The organism is Novosphingobium sp. Chol11, from assembly GCF_945870625.1.
Lineage (GTDB): Bacteria > Pseudomonadota > Alphaproteobacteria > Sphingomonadales > Sphingomonadaceae > Novosphingobium.
Map to the genome: position 1 here is coordinate 1 of NZ_CAMBTS010000065.1, position 16,336 is coordinate 16,336.

Annotated in this window: 20 protein-coding genes; 11 read left to right on the forward strand and 9 right to left on the reverse strand. The window is 63.4% G+C overall.

Annotated features, from left to right (window positions below):
- The 4 genes from Q0O40_RS10750 to Q0O40_RS10765 form a co-directional block, all read left to right on the forward strand.
- The coding region (locus tag Q0O40_RS10750) for an LLM class flavin-dependent oxidoreductase (protein ID WP_295529484.1) at nucleotides 1-711 on the forward strand (711 nt) is incomplete at its 5' end.
- A gap of 13 nt (nucleotides 712-724) precedes the next feature.
- A complete protein-coding gene (locus Q0O40_RS10755; RefSeq protein WP_295529486.1) occupies nucleotides 725-1,522 on the forward strand; it encodes an alpha/beta fold hydrolase in 798 nt (265 codons plus the stop codon).
- Between the two features lie 15 nt (nucleotides 1,523-1,537).
- A complete protein-coding gene (locus tag Q0O40_RS10760; RefSeq protein WP_295529488.1) occupies nucleotides 1,538-2,716 on the forward strand; it encodes a class I SAM-dependent methyltransferase in 1,179 nt (392 codons plus the stop codon).
- A gap of 46 nt (nucleotides 2,717-2,762) precedes the next feature.
- Nucleotides 2,763-3,122, forward strand: a complete 360-nt coding sequence (locus Q0O40_RS10765; protein WP_295529490.1) for a hypothetical protein — start codon at nucleotides 2,763-2,765, stop codon at nucleotides 3,120-3,122.
- A 6-nt stretch (nucleotides 3,123-3,128) separates the two neighbouring features.
- Here the strand turns inward: Q0O40_RS10765 and Q0O40_RS10770 are convergent, their stop codons facing one another.
- From Q0O40_RS10770 to Q0O40_RS10790, 5 genes are read right to left on the reverse strand one after another with little or no spacing between them, the layout of a single operon-like run.
- Nucleotides 3,129-3,905 carry an SDR family oxidoreductase gene (locus Q0O40_RS10770; protein ID WP_295529492.1) on the reverse strand — a complete coding sequence of 259 codons (777 nt, stop codon included), beginning with the start codon at nucleotides 3,903-3,905 and terminating at the stop codon, nucleotides 3,129-3,131.
- A gap of 23 nt (nucleotides 3,906-3,928) precedes the next feature.
- Complete coding sequence (locus Q0O40_RS10775; RefSeq protein ID WP_295529494.1) at nucleotides 3,929-4,327, reverse strand: nuclear transport factor 2 family protein; 399 nt, start codon at nucleotides 4,325-4,327, stop codon at nucleotides 3,929-3,931.
- A complete protein-coding gene (locus tag Q0O40_RS10780) occupies nucleotides 4,327-4,758 on the reverse strand; it encodes a nuclear transport factor 2 family protein (RefSeq protein WP_295529495.1) in 432 nt (143 codons plus the stop codon). The genes Q0O40_RS10775 and Q0O40_RS10780 overlap by 1 nt, the downstream gene beginning before the upstream one ends.
- Before the next feature lie 40 nt (nucleotides 4,759-4,798).
- Entirely contained in the window at nucleotides 4,799-5,485 is a 687-nt protein-coding gene (locus tag Q0O40_RS10785; protein ID WP_295529497.1) for a glutathione S-transferase N-terminal domain-containing protein, read from the reverse strand.
- The gene (locus Q0O40_RS10790; protein ID WP_295529499.1) at nucleotides 5,482-6,204 is read right to left on the reverse strand and encodes a glutathione S-transferase family protein; all 723 of its coding nucleotides are present in this window, start codon (nucleotides 6,202-6,204) and stop codon (nucleotides 5,482-5,484) included. Before Q0O40_RS10790 ends, Q0O40_RS10785 begins: the two co-directional genes overlap by 4 nt.
- A gap of 94 nt (nucleotides 6,205-6,298) precedes the next feature.
- Between Q0O40_RS10790 and Q0O40_RS10795 the strand changes: the two genes are divergently transcribed.
- Genes Q0O40_RS10795 through Q0O40_RS10805 form a run of 3 tightly spaced genes read left to right on the forward strand, consistent with a single transcriptional unit; the run spans nucleotide 6,299 to nucleotide 8,490 of the window.
- Complete coding sequence (locus Q0O40_RS10795; protein WP_295529501.1) at nucleotides 6,299-6,985, forward strand: cysteine hydrolase family protein; 687 nt, start codon at nucleotides 6,299-6,301, stop codon at nucleotides 6,983-6,985.
- 9 nt (nucleotides 6,986-6,994) lie between these two features.
- Nucleotides 6,995-7,852 carry a TauD/TfdA family dioxygenase gene (locus Q0O40_RS10800; RefSeq protein ID WP_295529503.1) on the forward strand — a complete coding sequence of 286 codons (858 nt, stop codon included), beginning with the start codon at nucleotides 6,995-6,997 and terminating at the stop codon, nucleotides 7,850-7,852.
- On the forward strand, nucleotides 7,852-8,490 hold the full coding sequence (locus Q0O40_RS10805) for a 2-hydroxychromene-2-carboxylate isomerase (protein WP_295529505.1): 639 nt from the start codon (nucleotides 7,852-7,854) through the stop codon (nucleotides 8,488-8,490). Before Q0O40_RS10800 ends, Q0O40_RS10805 begins: the two co-directional genes overlap by 1 nt.
- Before the next feature lie 34 nt (nucleotides 8,491-8,524).
- Here the strand turns inward: Q0O40_RS10805 and Q0O40_RS10810 are convergent, their stop codons facing one another.
- Nucleotides 8,525-10,042: a 4-hydroxyphenylacetate 3-hydroxylase N-terminal domain-containing protein gene (locus Q0O40_RS10810; protein ID WP_295529516.1), complete on the reverse strand. Its 1,518-nt coding sequence runs from the start codon at nucleotides 10,040-10,042 to the stop codon at nucleotides 8,525-8,527.
- A 41-nt stretch (nucleotides 10,043-10,083) separates the two neighbouring features.
- Between Q0O40_RS10810 and Q0O40_RS10815 the strand changes: the two genes are divergently transcribed.
- A complete protein-coding gene (locus Q0O40_RS10815) occupies nucleotides 10,084-11,316 on the forward strand; it encodes a CoA transferase (protein ID WP_295529507.1) in 1,233 nt (410 codons plus the stop codon).
- A gap of 142 nt (nucleotides 11,317-11,458) precedes the next feature.
- On the opposite strand, the gene Q0O40_RS10820 is transcribed toward Q0O40_RS10815, so the two are convergent.
- A complete protein-coding gene (locus tag Q0O40_RS10820) occupies nucleotides 11,459-12,373 on the reverse strand; it encodes a CoA ester lyase (protein ID WP_295529509.1) in 915 nt (304 codons plus the stop codon).
- Complete coding sequence (locus Q0O40_RS10825; protein WP_295529510.1) at nucleotides 12,370-13,116, reverse strand: GntR family transcriptional regulator; 747 nt, start codon at nucleotides 13,114-13,116, stop codon at nucleotides 12,370-12,372. Before Q0O40_RS10825 ends, Q0O40_RS10820 begins: the two co-directional genes overlap by 4 nt.
- Before the next feature lie 127 nt (nucleotides 13,117-13,243).
- On the opposite strand from Q0O40_RS10825, the gene Q0O40_RS10830 reads away from it, so the two are divergent.
- The 3 genes from Q0O40_RS10830 to Q0O40_RS10840 all read left to right on the forward strand — a co-directional run bounded on the left by Q0O40_RS10830 (nucleotide 13,244) and on the right by Q0O40_RS10840 (nucleotide 15,791).
- Nucleotides 13,244-14,020: an aspartate/glutamate racemase family protein gene (locus tag Q0O40_RS10830; protein ID WP_295529512.1), complete on the forward strand. Its 777-nt coding sequence runs from the start codon at nucleotides 13,244-13,246 to the stop codon at nucleotides 14,018-14,020.
- A gap of 96 nt (nucleotides 14,021-14,116) precedes the next feature.
- On the forward strand, nucleotides 14,117-15,253 hold the full coding sequence (locus Q0O40_RS10835; RefSeq protein ID WP_295529518.1) for an MFS transporter: 1,137 nt from the start codon (nucleotides 14,117-14,119) through the stop codon (nucleotides 15,251-15,253).
- A 253-nt stretch (nucleotides 15,254-15,506) separates the two neighbouring features.
- Nucleotides 15,507-15,791 carry a hypothetical protein gene (locus tag Q0O40_RS10840; protein ID WP_295529514.1) on the forward strand — a complete coding sequence of 95 codons (285 nt, stop codon included), beginning with the start codon at nucleotides 15,507-15,509 and terminating at the stop codon, nucleotides 15,789-15,791.
- Nucleotides 15,792-15,821: 30 nt separating this feature from the next.
- Here the strand turns inward: Q0O40_RS10840 and Q0O40_RS10845 are convergent, their stop codons facing one another.
- On the reverse strand, nucleotides 15,822-16,202 hold the full coding sequence (locus Q0O40_RS10845) for a metalloregulator ArsR/SmtB family transcription factor (RefSeq protein WP_295529520.1): 381 nt from the start codon (nucleotides 16,200-16,202) through the stop codon (nucleotides 15,822-15,824).
- Nucleotides 16,203-16,336 lie beyond the last annotated feature (134 nt).

A 16,336-nucleotide genomic window follows, 5' to 3' on the forward strand; every position in this document is an offset into this window, starting at 1 on the left:
GGCTGGAACAAGCCCGAATATACCCAGATGGGCCTGTGGCGCGGCGATGAATACTATGATCGGCGCTATGATTATGCGCGCGAATATCTGACCATTCTGAAGGATCTTTGGCGCACCGGCGAAACCTCGTTCAAGGGTGAATTCTTCTCGCTCGAAGGGTGCAGTGTCTATCCGCAGCCGGGACGCGAGATCCCCATCGTCTGCGCGGGGCAAAGCCCGAAAGGCATCGCCTTCACCGCTGAGATGGGCGACCAGAACTTCGTCATCGCGCATCCCGAGGCGCTGAAATCGATTGTCGAAAATGTGCGGCTTGCGACAGCGGCAAACGGCCGCCGCGTGGGCACCTATGCGCTGCTCCACATGATCGTGGCGCGCACCGATGCCGAAGCAAGGGCGCAGGCAGAGGCGATTGTGGCGGGCGCGGATCATGGCGCGATTGCCAATATCATGGCCAGCGCCGCGATGGACACCAACGCCGGGGGGATTGCCGAGCGCCTGAAATCCGGGCTCTCGCTAGGACTTGAAGAGGGCAACATGGCGTTCATGGGCATCCCGGTGCTCTGCGGCAGCCCTGAGACGTTGGCCTTGCGGATCGACGAGATCGCGCAGGAAACCGGCATCGACGGCATGTTGTTCAGCTGGCCTGATTTTGTCGGCGGGATCACCGATTTTGGCGAGCGGGTGATGCCGCTGCTCAAGTGCCGGAGTTGAGGCCATGGGGGATATGAACGTACGCAAATCATACGTGGATACCAGCGGCGGACAGATCCATGTGCGCAGCATGGCGGGCGAGGGCTTGCCCGTGGTGTTTTTCCACCAAACCGCAAGCTCCGGCCAGATGTGGCTCAAGACCATGCAGCATCTGGCAGGCGAATGGCCGATGCATGCGCTCGACACCCCCGGCTTTGGCGGCTCGTTCGATGTAGCGGAGGATGTATCGCCTTCGATGACCGAATACGTCGGCTGGCTGGGCGAGGCGGTGCGTGCGCTGGGCATCACGCGCTGCCATGTTGTGGGCCATCACACCGGTTCGTGCATCGGGGTCGAGCTTGCCGCGCGCCAGCCCGATCTGGTCGCCTCGCTCACCATGATCGGGCCGGTGCCGCTCACCGCCGAGGAGCGGGTGGAGTTCTCCAAGTATTACGGCACACCGTTTTCGCCAGTGATCAGCGGCAGCTATCTGCTCGATAACTGGGAATATCTGCGCCAGCTTGGCGCGCATGCCGACCCGCAATTGATCCACCGCGAAATGGTCGATCAGATGCGCGCGTACATCGGGCGGGTGAAGAGCTACAGCGCGGTCTGGGGGCAGGATTTCCCGCATTTCTATCGTCAGGTCAAAGCCCCGATGATGATCGCCGCCGCGCCCGATGATGTGCTGCATCCCTATCTCGCGCGCGCCGCCGAAATGCGGCCCGATGCACGCGTCTTGCCCGTCGATGGTGCAAATTTTGAACCCGATCTCGATGCTGCCAATTTTTCGAGTGGACTGGCCGCATTTTTGCGCGATGTTGCAGAATAAGCTTTTTTGAGAAGGATGGATGTCATGCAGACCAATCAGGACCTGAGCACCCAATTCCGCCACGGCGTGTTGCCGCAGACGACCTCGGACGAGTTTTCGCGTCAGGAATTCGTCAAGAGCCTCAAGTTTCACCTCGCGTCCAAGGTGTCGCTGGGCAACCAGGACGCCTTCGAAGCACGCGCAAAGCCCGCTTTCACCAAGACAACCGGCGCCGAGCCCGAAACATACGCCGACATCCGCCGCGCGATGAGCGATGATCCGTATTACAGGTTCTGGAGCGCGATGCAGCGCAACAGCCAGGAAATGATGTGGAAGTCGGTCCAGATCCCGGTCGAACGCCAGTTGCCCGAACTGATCGCCAAGGCGGGCGAAGCCGGCGGTAAGGGCACGCTGAAGCTCAATCCGGAATTGGAAATCCCGCGCTATCATCGCGGCGTGGATATCCACTGCATGCCGGGCGGCTATCACACCGAGTTTACGGCCGATGATGTGGCCAATGGCGCTGTTTATGATTCGGCGGTCTATATCTATGCAATGGGCCGGATGGGTCCGCTCAATAGCGACATCGGCGACACGACGATCGCCTGGATCAAGGAAAATCATCCTGATTTCAAGCCGCGCCGGATTCTCGACATGGGCTGCTCGGTAGGCCATTCGACGCTGAGCTATTGCGATGCTTGGCCCGAGGCTGAGATTTTCGCGATCGATGTTGGCGCGCCGGTGCTGCGCTATGCACATGCCCGCGCGGAATCGATGGGCAAGTCCGTGCATTTCAGCCAACAGAACGCCGAGGCGACCGATTTCGAAGACGGCACCTTCGATCTGATCGTCAGCCATATTCTGGTGCACGAAACCAGCAACGCAGCGATGCGCAATATCATGCGCGAGTGCAACCGGTTGCTCACCCCCGGCGGCCTAGCGGTCCATGCCGAAACCCCGCCATACCGCGATTTGCCCGCCTACGATGCGTTTATGCTGGACTGGGATACGCGCAACAACAACGAGCCTTACTGGGGCGCGTCGCACGAATTGGTGACCGCCGACATCGCCGCCGAATGCGGTTTTGATCCAGCCAAGTCATTCGAGGCCTATCAACCCAGCGCGTTCGAGGCGACCGAACGCCGCACCAAAGTGTTTCAGGGCGGCGACTTCGGCGGCGGCGGCGCATGGTGGCTGTGGGGCGTGCAGAAGTAACCGCCCAGACGTAACTGCACCGCACCGATAACAAGGATCTAGCGGCATGGCCGAAACGATTACCCTGCAGAAAAAGGCGCGCGGCGAGCGCCCGCAATACTTTGCCGATCCCGCCATCGATAAAGCGCTTTCGATAACGCTGGCGTTGGCGGGCGAGGTGGCGGTGCTGCGCGACCGGATCGACACCATCGAGCGACTGGCCGAGGCCGGCCAGTCGCCCACCCGCGCCGCAGTCGATGCCTATGTGCCCGATGCGGCGGTTCGCGCCGCGCGCGATGCCTGGCGCGACAGCTATCTCGATACCGTCTTGCGGATCATCCATCAGGAACGCGAGGAACTGGAACAGCGCGCGGCAGACACCAAGCCTTACGCCGCCGTTATCGACGAGGTCGAAGCCGGCGGCTGAGGCCGATCAGAGGAAGTGATCGCCGCCGTTGGGGCTGAGGACCTGGCCCTGAAAATGCCGCCCGGCCTCGCTGGCGAGAAAAACATAGGACGGCACGATGTCGTCCACTTCCGCCAGATGCCCCACCGGAATGCCCACGCGGATCGCATCCAGCACATCGGGCGGCACCGCATCGAGGATCGGGGTGCGCGTCGCGCCGGGGGCCACGCAATTGACGCGCAGATCGCGGCTGCCGATTTCGAGCGCCAGCGAGCGGGTGAACGAAATGATCCCGCCCTTGGCCGCCGTGTAAGCCGCAAGGCCCGGCGCGCCTTTATACGCAAGCTGCGAGGCGGTGTTGATGATCCTGCCAAACCCTGCGGCATACATGCCGGGGAGCACCGCGCGGGTAAGCAGGAAGGTGCCGCGCAAATGGACGCCGATCACCCGGTCCCACGTGGCGACAGGCAATTCTTCCACTGGCTCGCCATGCGCAATCCCGGCATTGTTGACCAGAATGTCGATCCGCCCCGCTGCCCCCAGCGCAGCCGTGACCAGTCCCTCGACCGCGCCCTCATCGGAGACATCGGCACGCACCGCGAGCGCCTGCGCGCCAAGGCCGCGGACCTGCTCTGCTACCGCCTCGGCGGCGGCGGCATCCGCCTCGGTCGGATAGTTCAGGATCACCCATGAGGCCCCGGCGCGGGCGTAGGCGAGTGCCACTCCCGCGCCGATGCCCGATGAGCTGCCTGAAATCAGCGCAGTGCGTCCCTGGAGCGGTGACCCGCCAAGTTCAGCAGTCATCGCCGCCGCTCCCCTGATGCCTGTCAGACGAGAACATTCGCCCCGCTGAAATAGACATAGACTTCCTGAAACTTGCCGTCGCGGATGCGCCAGAAGTTGGTGTTGAACAACCGCGTCACGCTGCCGTCATCGCCGGTCAGCACTGCTTCGAAGCTGGCGGTGATGCGGCCGTTCTTTTCATCGACGGTGCAGACAAAATCCTTGTGCACGATGCTGGCGTAAGCGCCCATGAAGCCTTCGAACATCTTGCGGATTGCGGCCTTGCCCGCGTGCCGGGTAAACTCGGTCTGCACGCAGAGCAGCGCCCCGTCGTGGAAGCAATCCAGCACGGCCTCCATGTCCTTGCGGTCGACGCTGCCGAAATAGCGGATCGTGGCCAGCTCGATCAGCTCGGCGCGGCTCAGGTGTGGTTCGTATTGCATCAGGCGTCCCCTTCCTTGAGCAAGTTGTCGCCGCTCATGTAGACATAGACGCGGTGAAACTTGTCGCCCTTCAGATAAAAGCGGTTGCAGTTTTCATAGCGCAGCTCGTCGCCGCCATTCGGCGTGATCAGCACGGTGAACTGCGAGCAGACTGAATTGCTGTCCGGATCGGCGGTGTGCACGAAATTGCCATGCCATATCGATGAGAAGTCGGCGAAAAGCTTCGTGAACATCGCCTCGATCGCCGCCTTGCCATTGTGCACGGTGTTCGAAGTGACCTCGGTCAGGATCGCGTCTTCGGTGAAGCAATCGAGCACTTGCGTCAGGTTCTTGGTATCGACGCCGTCGAAATAGCGCTTCGTCACGATATCTATGTAAAAGGGATAAGGCAGCGCTGTCTGCCCCGCTCCCGCTTCGTGCCATTCGGTCATTGCGGACTCCTCTTGGTGGTTTTGCTCGAACTGGTTTGCGCTATTTCTTGCCAAAGAGTGCGGCGCGCGCGGCCTCGTCGGGGTTGCCGATCTTCATCACATTGGCCAGCACCGTCATGCCGCGCTGGACCGCCGGGCGGCTCTCGATTTCGCCCGCCCAGCGCTTCACGTTGGGAAAATCGTCAATCGCGATGGCATGGAGATCGCGGATATTGGGCGCGCACCACGGATATGTCGCCATATCGGCCAGCGAATAGTCCGCGCCGGCGAGATAGGCCCGCGTGTCGAGCACCCGGTCCATCACGCCGTAGAGCTTCACCGTCTCGCCGCAGTAGCGGTTGATGCCGTAGTCGATCTTCTCGGGCGCATAGCCGCGAAAGTGGCCGCACTGGCCGAACATCGGGCCGACATTGGCGCACTGAAAAAACAGCCATTGCATCACAAGCGAACGCGCGGCCGCATCGGCAGGCCAGAACTTGCCCGACTTTTCCGCCAGATACATCAGGATGGCGCCCGATTCGAACACCGCGTGCGCCGCGCCGCCCGGCCCATCATGATCGACAATCGCCGGGATGCGGGTGTTCGGGCTGAGCGCGGCAAATTCCGCCGTATGCTGTTCCCCGCCCAGGATGTTGACCGGCCTTACCGTATAGGCGAGCGCCATCTCCTCGAGCGCGACCGAGACTTTGTGCCCATTGGGCGTGGGCCAGTAATAGAGGTCGATCATGTGCGCAGAGCAAGGCAGGCGGCGACGGCGGCCTGACAGGCAGCGGCGCTGTCGTCGCCCTCGAACGGCTTGTTGTAATGCGACTGGACCGAAGGCCGCTGCACCGCCTCGTCAAACCAGGCGGAGAGGGCAGGGCGGCCCTCGCGCCAGTTGAAATTGGGGTGAATGGGGTCTTTCGCCTCATAGAACTCGGCACGGAAACCCAGATAGCTGATCGCGTGGAGCATCGCGGCATGGCCCACATCGAACGTGTCCCAGCCGCGCGCCGCATCGCGTTCCAGCGAATCGAGCCCGGCGATGAACTTGGGCCAAAGCCATTCGAACAGCCCCATGTTCCATTGCTCGCGCGGCTTCCACTGCTCCATCACCATCTGCACGGTGCTCTCGAAGATCGAATCCGACAGCGACAAGCGGCACAGCGCATCCCAGCGTGCGGGGCCAGGCTCCGGGTACATCTTGCGCCCGCGCGAGGTTGCGTCGAGATATTCGCAGATAGCCTGGCTGCCAAACACCGACTGGCCCTCGTCCGTCACCAAGGTCGGCACTTTATCGAGCGGATTGAGCGGCGTGATGTCGTAGCTGTCGCCGCAATCCTCGCCCGCGTTGTTCTTGAACGGGAAGGTCGCGATGCGCTCCAGATGATCCCAGTGTCCGCACTCGTGCGCCGTCACCAGCACTTTGTGCACGAAGGTATGAAATGGCGAATAGAACAGCTTCATGGCAGGATTCCTTTTGCGGCTATGGTTCTTCCTATTGCGCCGCTTGTCAAGGCGGTGTTAGGAATGGTCCAGACCAATGGGAGGCGCATGCGCGATGTCCAATTATGTTGAAGGCTTCACTGTCCCCGTCCCGCTGAGCGCGCGCACCACCGCGCTGGTGATTGTTGATATGCAATATGCCAGCGGCAGCCGGACGCATGGACTGGGCAAGCTGCTGGATAGCCAGGGCACGCTCGACAGCGCGGCCCACCGGTTCGACCGGATCGACGCGCTGCTCATTCCCAATATCGGCAAGATGCTCGCGGCGTTCCGGGCAAATGGCACGCATGTCGTGCATGTCACGGTGGGCTGCGAGCAGGCGGATTATAGCGACGCGCCGCGCCACATGCGGCCGTTTTTCGAAGCGACCAACAACCATGCCGGCACGCGCGAGCACGAGATCGTCGATCCGCTGAAGCCGTTGCCGGGCGAGCCGGTGTTCAACAAGGTGACGATGGGCGCGTTCGCCTCGACCGGGATCGGCGCGCACCTTACCAGCAAAGGCATCCGCGAGATCATCGTCACCGGCGTCTCGACCAACAATTGCGTCGGCATGACCGGGCAGGAAGCCGCCGATCGCGGCTTCGGCGTGGTGCTCGCTTCGGATGCTTCGGGCACCTGCAGCGATCGGATGCAGCATGCCTACGAAGATACGTTTCGCCGTTTGTGGGGCAGGGTGGCCACCACCGACGAGATCATCGCGGAGATCGAACTTTCCGCCGCAACTGCCGCAGCGGCTTGAGGACAAACCATGGTAGCGAAATCACTTGAAGTCAGGCCTTTGGCAGAGACATTCGGGGCCGAGGTGCTCGGCGTCAAACTCTCGGGCGCGATGGACCCGGATGTGTTCAACGAGATCAAGGCGCTGTGGCTGCGCTACGAAGTGCTGCTGTTTCGGGGGCAGGACATCGAGAAAGAGGACCTGATCGAATTCAGCCGCCGACTGGGTCCGCTCGAGATCCACTTGCGCGAGGAATGGCTGAACAAGACGCACCCCGAGCTGCTGCAGATCACCAATATCCGCGAGGACGGCAAGCCGACCGGCGCGCTTGCCGATGGCGAAGTGGGCTGGCATTTTGATCAGATTTATCTGCCCAAGCCGGCGATTGCCTCGCTGCTCTACTCGGTGAAAATCCCGCCGGTGGGTGGCGGCACGCATTTTGCCGATATGACCGCAGCCTATGCGCGGTTGCCCCGCCATCTCAAGGATGTGGTCGATGGCCGCACCGCTGTGCAGTCTTACGTCGCGTTCAACCAGATGTATTCGACCGACACGAATGCCAAGCAGAAGAACCTGACCCCCGATATTGCGCATCCGCTGGTGCGCACACATCCGTATAGCGGACGCCGCGCGCTTTATGTCTGCCCCGGCATGACCATCCGCATCGGCGGCTTGCCCGAGGACGAGAGCCGCTCGGTGCTGGGTGAGCTGTTTGCCTGGACCGCGCGCGACGAGTTCATCTACCGCCATGATTGGCAGGTGAGCGATGCGATCTTGTGGGATAACGCCTGCACCATGCACCGCCGCGATGACTTTGATGGGGAGCATGAGCGGCTGATGCTGCGCACCACGATCCTGCCGCAGCCGGACCGCGCGGTGCCGTTCTGATGGCCAATCCTTCTCCGCCGCTAGTGTGGTATTTCGATGTGATCTCGCCGTTTGCGGCGCTGGCGATCCCGGAGATGGAGACGCTTTGCGAAACCCACGTCGTGGAATTCCGCCCCGTCCTGTTTGCCGGATTGCTGAAGGCTTTCGGCCATCTGGGGCCTGCCGAAATCCCGGCCAAGCGCACGCAGACTTATCGCATCGTGCAGTGGATCGCCGATGAATGCGGCATGCCCTTTCGCGCGCCGCCCGCGCATCCGTTCAATCCGCTGGCGCTGCTGCGGCTGCTCTGCGTCCGCGATCTGACGGTGGCCGATGCCGCCGCCGCGTTCCGGCTGGTATGGGGCGAAGGCCGCGATCCGGAAAGCGCCGATACCGCGGCCGCGCTCGCTGATGCGCTCGCCGTGCCGCTCGAAGCCGCGAGCGATCCGGCAGTCAAAGACCGGCTGCGCCATAATACCGAAACGGCGGTGGCGGCGGGCGTCTATGGTGTCCCCACGCTGGCCATCGGTGATGAGCTGTTCTGGGGCCTTGACGCCATGCCCATGGCACGGGCCTATCTTGCCGATCCGGCGCTGTTTGCCAGCGGCGAAATGGCGCGCGTTTCCAATCTGCCAATGGCGGCGCAGCGCCCGCGTTAGCCGCGGGGCCCTGCGTCAGCTGCCCGGCCCCGCGTCAGCCGCTAGGTAATGCCTCATCCGCGGCGCATCCCTTGGTGCAGCAGCGGCCCGGTTGGCTATCGCGCGCAGGCCCTTTGCCCAGATCGAGCGCCCCGCGATCGAGCAGCGATTGCACCAAGTCCTTGCGATCCTGGATCGGATAGTTGCGCAGGATTTCCATCTTCATCGCCTCGGGCGAGCCGCCGCCGTGCAGGCTGATCACCGAATACCAGCCGCCCGTTTCGGATGCGGTCAAGTCCTCGATAAACCGCGCGACATTGGCGCGGTGCGCATAAGGAACATCGTGCCGCCCGCGCAGCAGCGCGTCGATCATCGGCGCGGTGGCAGGATTGTGGTCCTCTTCGGGCGAGGGCAAGCCCACGATCAGCCCTCCCGAAACCTCGTGTGCCAGCCGGTGCATGTCGTAAATCTGGTTGGCGAGCAGCAGCTTGCCGATATTGGAATAGATCTGCTCGGGCCGAAAATTGCCCGCTGCGTCCTCTTCGCCAAAGGTCGAGGCGGCCACCCCGCAGGCATAGAAGCCTTCGGTAATCTTGATCAGCTCGACCATTTTGTCCTTGAGGTGCGACACGTTCTCCAGTTCGAGCCCGTTGGCCTCCATCATCATCGCGCCAGCGCCGATCAGCAGATCGCCAAATCCGGCGCGCGCGCCGATGCAGCTATGCCGGTGGTGCGAGGCATAGTTGGTGGTCATGAGATGCGCTTCGTCGATCTCGCCATCGATGAACACTTTGTCCCACGGTACGAAAACATCGTCGAAATGCACCGCCGCGACTGACTGTGCAAACTTGGCGCTGAATTTGGCGGCGGCATGGCCCGGCCGGCCGGCCGGGCGCGAGACCACCGTGATCCCCGGCGCATCGATCGGCACCGCGCAGGCGACCGCGAAATCGCGGTCCTCTTCGCGCATGCGGCGGCAGGGCAGCACCAGATATTCGTGCATATAGGGCCCGCCGGTGACGATGGCTTTTACCCCGGAAATCACGATCCCGTCGGCGCGCCGCTCGGTCACGCGCACATAGGAAAGCGGCTCGGCTTGTTCGGATGGGCGCTTGGAGCGGTCGCCTTTGCCGTCGGTCATCGCGATGCCGATGGCAAGGTCGTTCGCCTGCGCATAGGCGATGTAGGCCTTCAAGCGTTCATGGTGCTCGCCGCCGGTGCGCTGCGCAATCCGCCAGGTCGCTTCCCACAATCCGTTGAACGCGTCGTGGGTCAGGTAACGCTGGGTGCAACCGCCATATTGGCAAGTCAGCCGGACTGCCTCCAGCTTGTCGAGCAGGTCCTCGCGGCTGCGGTTGATCGCCAGAAAGCGGTTCGTAGGCTCTCCCGAAAGCCCTGCCGTCACCATCGCCTTGGCATAATCGGGCACCAGCGCGAAATCATAAGTCAGGCCCACCGCGTTGATGCCCGGCTCCAGCCGGGGCTCGTCGGCCACCGAGGCGACCAGATCGCCGCTGACATAGACGCGCGGGCTCAGGCGCCGGAGCGATTCGCGGTAATTTTCGGCGGACATCAGCACGGCGCGGTTTCCTTCAGCTTGCGGAACAATCGGCCTTGAAGCCATCCCGTCATTGGCTTACCTATAACTTTGGTCTGGACCAATGGAAAGTGTATTTGATGATCGGCGAAAGTCTGGCCCCTGGGGCATTTGAAAGCCTCAGGGTGCTCGATCTGGCTACCTTTATCGCGGGGCCATATTGCGCCACGTATCTGGCCGAATTCGGCGCGGACGTCGTGAAGGTGGAGCTTGCCGGAAGCGGCGATCCCATCCGCAAGTTCGGCACGCCGACTGCTTGCGGCGATACGCTCGTGTGGCTGAGCGAGGGGCGCAACAAGCGCTCGATCGAGCTTGATCTGCGCACCCCGGAGGGGTCGGAGACGCTCAAACGGCTGGCGGCCGAGGCGGACATTCTGGTCGAAAACTTCCAGCCCGGCACGCTGGAGCGCTGGGGCCTCGGGCCGGACGTGCTGCAGGCGCTCAATCCGCGCCTGATCATCGCGCGCGTTACCGCCTATGGCCAGACCGGCCCTTATAGCGATCGCCCCGGTTTTGGCCGCATCGCCAATGCGTTCAGCGGCATCTCGTATCTGTGCGGAGAGCCCGGTGCGCCGCCTGCCTCGCCCGGCACCGCGACCTTGTCCGACTATGTCACCGGGCTCTATGCGGCGCTCGGCGTGCTCACCGCGCTCCATGCGCGCGGGCGCACCGGGCGCGGCCAGATCATCGATCTGGGGCTTTACGAGGGTACTTTCCGGCTGCTCGACGAGTTGGCGCCGGCTTATGCCCGCAGCGGCTTCGTGCGCGAGCGCATGGGCGCGGGCACTGTCAATGCCGTGCCGCACAGCCATTATCCGACCAAGGACGGCAAGTGGGTGGCCATCGCCTGCACCAACGACAAGATTTTCGGCCGCCTTGCCGCGCTCATGGACCGGATGGATGTGACCGGCGAGGGCATTTACGGCACGATTGGCCAGCGCGAGGCGCGGCGCGCCGAAGTTGACGCCTTCGTCAGTCATTGGACCAGCGGCCTGACCCGCGACGAGATCTTGGCCGCTTGCGAAACCGGGCAGGTGCCTTGCGGACCGGTTTACGGCATCGACGAGATCTTCGCCGATCCTCAATATGCCGCGCGGGGCAATCTTGTGCGCATCGAAGACGAGCGGGCAGGCGACCTGACCCTGCCCGGGGTCTGCCCGCGCCTCAGCGATACGCCGGGCGGCATCCGCTGGGCCGGGCGCGCGCTGGGAGCAGACAGTGCGGCGATCCTTGCCGACTGGCTGGACTAGAGCAGAGCTTGGACTCTGGACCGTCCAATTCCAGTCCCGCTCATGCTGAGCTTATCGAAGCATGCTGGAGCAAACGCCGCGCCAGCACCCTTCGGCAGGCTCAGAGTGAGCGGGGTGGGGGGAAGGTCTGGTGCACGGCAGGTTACATCCGCGCCGCCAGCGCCAACACCTGCTGCGCCTTCTCGACGATTGGATAATCGACAAAATACCCATCGACCTTGATCGAGGCTGATCCTGCGTTTTCGGCGGCATGGAAGGCATCGACGATCTTTTGCGCGCGCGCGATTTCCTTGGCGCTGGGCATGAACGATTGGTTGGTCAGGGCCACTTGCGCCGGATGGATCAGCAATTTTCCCTGAAAGCCGAATTTCACGCCGGTCACGATGGAGGCGGCAAAGCTCTCCTCGTCGGCCAGATCGATGTGCACGGTATCGATCGGCGCTTCCAGCCCGCCGACCCGCGATGCCAGCACCAGCCGCCCGCGCGCATAAGCAAGCTCGGCTTCGTCCGCGCTCCATTTCATGCGCATGTCGCGGGTGAAATCGCCCGCGCCGAACGACACGCGCTTGATCCGGGTGCCCGCAGCGATAATCGCATCGAGCGCATGCAGCCCCGCGCCGGTCTCGATGATCGGCATCAGGTCGATCCCGCCGATAGGCAGGCCGCGCTCGCGTTCGAACTGTGCGATCAGCCAGTCGATCAACACGATCTCCTCGGGCTTCTCGATCTTGGGCGCGACAATCCCGTCGAGCCACGGACCGATCACTTCATCGAGATCGCGCAAGCACCATTCGGTATCCGCCGCATTGATCCGCACATAGCCAAGGCAGGTGCGCGCAGCCGTGAGCGCCGCCACCGCCGTCGCCCGGCTGGCCGCTTTTTCAGAAGCCGCGCAGGCGTCTTCCAGATCGAGGATCACGGCATCCGCGCCGCTTTCAAAAACCTTCTCGACCTTGCGCGGGTGGTTGGCCGGCGCGAACAGAAAGCTGCGGATGGGCGCGGGCGAGGTTGCCGGGCCGCCCTGAATTTGCGCTAACGTGATAAATTCCTCCGTCATGATGAGACCACGCTTCCTTCCTTGCGCTTGAGATCGACCGAATAGGAAAAGCGGCCGGCGGGATGCTCGCTGACCGAAACTTCGAACAGGCGGCCGCCCCGATCGCGGTAGCGGCGCACGATGATCAGCGCCGGGCTGCCGGGGGCCACTTCCAGCGCCTCGGCCTTGCGCTGCGAGAGCGAGCCAGCAAACAGTTCGGCATTGATATCGGCGGCCAGCATTCCGTAAGTCTGCTCCATGATCTGGAACACCGGGGTCGCGTCCTTGCCGATCCGTTCGGCCACCGCGCAAAATTCGGCTGGCACATAGATATCGCTCCAGCACACCGGGCTGCGCCGCGCTTCGGTGCGGATGGTCTCGATTCGGGTCCAGCGTGTGCCGACCGAGCAAGGCAGCATCTGCGCGAGCGCGACATCGGCCTCGACCACGCTGGTGCGCAACACTTTCAAGCGGGTTTGCGGGGCGTATTGCAGCAGCTCATCCATCGAGCCCAGCTTCTGCACCATCTGCTCGACCGGATGCGTGGCGGTGACGACCGTGCCGCGGCGGCGCTGGCGGCTGATAAGCCCGCTTTCCTCGAGCCGGCTCATCGCCTCGCGAATGGTAAACCGGCTGACATCGTATTGGCTCGCCAGCGCCTGCTCGGGCGCCAGCTTTTCGCCGACAGGCCACTTGCCCGAGGCGATTTCGCCCTGGATGTGATCGGCAATTTCCCGGTAGCGCGGGAGGGGCAACGAGGACATGGGCACAAGATCCGGTTGAAGCGCAAATATTGGTCTGGACCAATCGTGCATTTCTTAGCATAGTTCCGCGCAGAGGCAAACCGGCGGGCAAAAGCCTCTCCATCGCCCGCCCTGAAAGGACCAAGCCGTGGCCGACAAGCGCGTTCTCGTGATCGTTCCGTTTCCGCTGGATGACGAAGGCGTCGCCAATCGCAAGGCGCAGCTCGATTCCGTCCAACTCGGCCCCGGCATCAGCTTTGAATACAAGCCGGTCAAAGCCGCGCCTGCCTTGTACGACAGCCATCACGATTATGTGCTCGCCGATATCTCGATCTTCGAAGCCGGGCTTTCGGCGGAGAAGGACGGCTATGACGCGGTGTGCATCGACACGATGAGCGATTCCGGCATGAACGCGCTGCGCTCGGTGCTCGACATTCCGGTGATATCGCCGGGCCGCGCCTCGTTCCTCACCGCATTGATGTTTGCAAACAACTTCTCGGTGCTCACCCAGTGGGACCCATGGAAGGGGCTCTATACCAAAACGCTGCGCGAATACGGGCTGGAGGACAAATGCGTCTCGGTCCGCTCGCCCAACATCGCGCCCGATGTCTCCAGCCTGCTCGGCGGCAAGGAAGAGGACGTGTTTCCCAAGCTGCTCGCCGCTGCCATGCAATGCGTCGAGGACGGCGCGCAGGCCATCTGCCTCGGCTCGACCACCATGCACCAGAGCCACGCCTGGCTGGCCGAGCGTCTGCCGGTGCCGATCATCAATCCGGGCCCGCTGACGTACAAGCTGGCCGAGGCCGCACTCTCGCTCGGGCTTAAGCACAGCCGCGCGGCCTATCCCCGGCCGCATGTCTATATGGGCGACATGATCAGCGGCATGCTCGATGGCGGCGCGCGGGTTCAGCAAAGCCAGGTCTGACCCGCGATCCGATCTCCATCCGCCGCAGCGCAAGGCCAGAACGGCCTCGGCACCCTGTTTGCAACCTCGCTGATCCAGATCGTCGGGTCGTTTGCTATCGCGGCGCCTTTGGCGATCTCGATCGTGATCGTGCGGGCGGAGCATCTGCCGGAAAGCTGGATCGGGTATTACACCTCGCTGCTTTATGCAGCGGCGATCATCGGCTCGGTCGGCACCGCGCGGCTGCTCTCCAGCTTCAGCGTGCGCTTTGTCCAATTGGGGGCCTTGGTCGCAACCGCGCTCGGCACTGTGCTGTTTTGCCAGTTGGCGCAGGGATTGCTGCCGGTTCTGGCGGCGTGCGCGGGGATCGTGTTGATGGGGGTCGCCTACGGTGTCACCGTGCCATCCGGGTCGCTGGCGCTGGCGCAATGCTATTCGCCGCGCGCGCAGCCGGTGGTGGTCTCGGTGCGCCAGACCGGGGTGCCGGTGGGAACCGCGCTCGTCGCGCTGATCGCGCCGCTGATGGCGCAGCATTTCGGCTGGCAGAGCCTGATGGTGCCGGTTCTCGTCGCGCTCGCCGGCGCATTTGTCCTGTCGCTGCCCGGGCTGCGCCCTTTCGCCGCTGTCGCGGCAAATCCGCCGCAGCGCCAGCATGTGCTCGCCGCGCTGCGCAGCGCGCTGGCGATCAAGCCAACCCGCCGCCTCGCGCTGGTCTCGGGCGCTTACGGCGTCAATCAGGCCGCGCTGACGACGTATCTCGTGCCCAGTCTGGTCTGGCTCCACGGGCTCTCGGTCGGCAAGTCCGCAGGATATCTTGCCATGGCCACGATCGCAGGGGCGGCCGCGCGGATCGTGTTCGGGATCACCACCACGCGGTTCGGCCGGGCCGGGCTGCACCTCGGCCTGATCGGTGTGGTCTCGGGCCTTGCCTGGTTTCTGCTGCTCTGGCCCATGCCATCGCCGCTCCGGCTGACCATCGCCAGCGTGCTGCTGGGCATGACCGCCATGGGCTGGAACGGCATTTTGCTCGCCGAAATGGCGTTGGCTGCCCCCGCCGGCCAGACGACCGAGGCAGTCGCGGCAGGCACCTCGTTCGCCTATTTCGGCGTGCTGGTGGCCCCGCTGATCTATGTCCTGCTCGATCAAGCGCTCGCCAGCAGAACCGCCGCCATCGCCGGCCTCGCCGTGCTCGCGGTGCTCGCCGGGGCAGGGCTGCTGCGCACCGGCGCGCGCGGCCATGGCATCAGGCTCTAGGCCCGCTGACTAAGCCCCAGAACTGAAACGGCGGTACACGCGGCGCACGATCCAGTTCCGCCGCGCCATCTTGCGCATGCGCCTAAGTGATCTCCCGGATGGCTGTCATCAGGCCCTCGCAGGGGCTGTCCGGCATAAGCGTGCCGTGCCCAACCGCCATTCAACGTTCTTCACCCCGATCCCCGCGCCCGCCATCACCGCCTGCTTCTCGCAGGTGACGGCGTGAGCGCGCAGCCTGCAGGAGCCGCCTGAAATGTTCAGCTATGCCCAGCCCACCAGCAAGGCGCAGGCTTTCGAAATCGCGCAGGAATTCTTTGTCCACTTGCGCGGGAAACACGGCCTGCCCAGCGCTGTTGCGCACCCGCGCCAAGTTTCTCCGCGCGCGATGTTCGTCCCGCCCCGGCGCAGTTGGACTGCGCGCGCCATGGCGCGCGCGCGCAAGCTGAACCTGCCGACCATCAATGAGCCAGTGATCATTCTGGCCACGCTGATGGCCGTCGGCACCGGCGCTCTGCTGCACGCAGCCTCCTTCCTCTAAGCGCATCGCCGCGCGTCGATCCTCATCCGGCTAAACGAGCCTTGCAAACCGGGCAGCTCCGATGACTGGGCGCAGCGTTGCCACAGCTGGCTTTTTCGCCTGCGGCGAAAGTGTGGTTGGCTCGCTGCCACCAAAAACGCCTTCCATGCTCTGCACGCATATCCCGACGCTCTCGTCGGCAAGCGCGTACCAGACCTGTTTTGCCTCCTTGCGGGTGCTGACGAGTTCGGCGCGGCGCAGCTCGGCGAGTTGCTGGCTTAATGCGGGCTGGGCGATGCCGGTCGCTTCACCGATCTCGGCCACATTGCGTTCGCCGCGCAACAGGCAGCTTAGGATCATCAATCGCTGAGGCTGGGCGTAGACCTTAAGCTTTTCCGCGACTTGGCTCGCTAGCTCACTGTCCGTCGTCAGAACATTTGGCACAACTCGCGGCGTAAATTAGCGGAGTGCGGGCCTCGTCTGGGGTTGGGTTTTAGGCGGCGAGCTTGCGGTGTTGCAAGCGCCGATGCTCGATGGTTTGTCGCTTGATCCTTTCACGTTGTTTG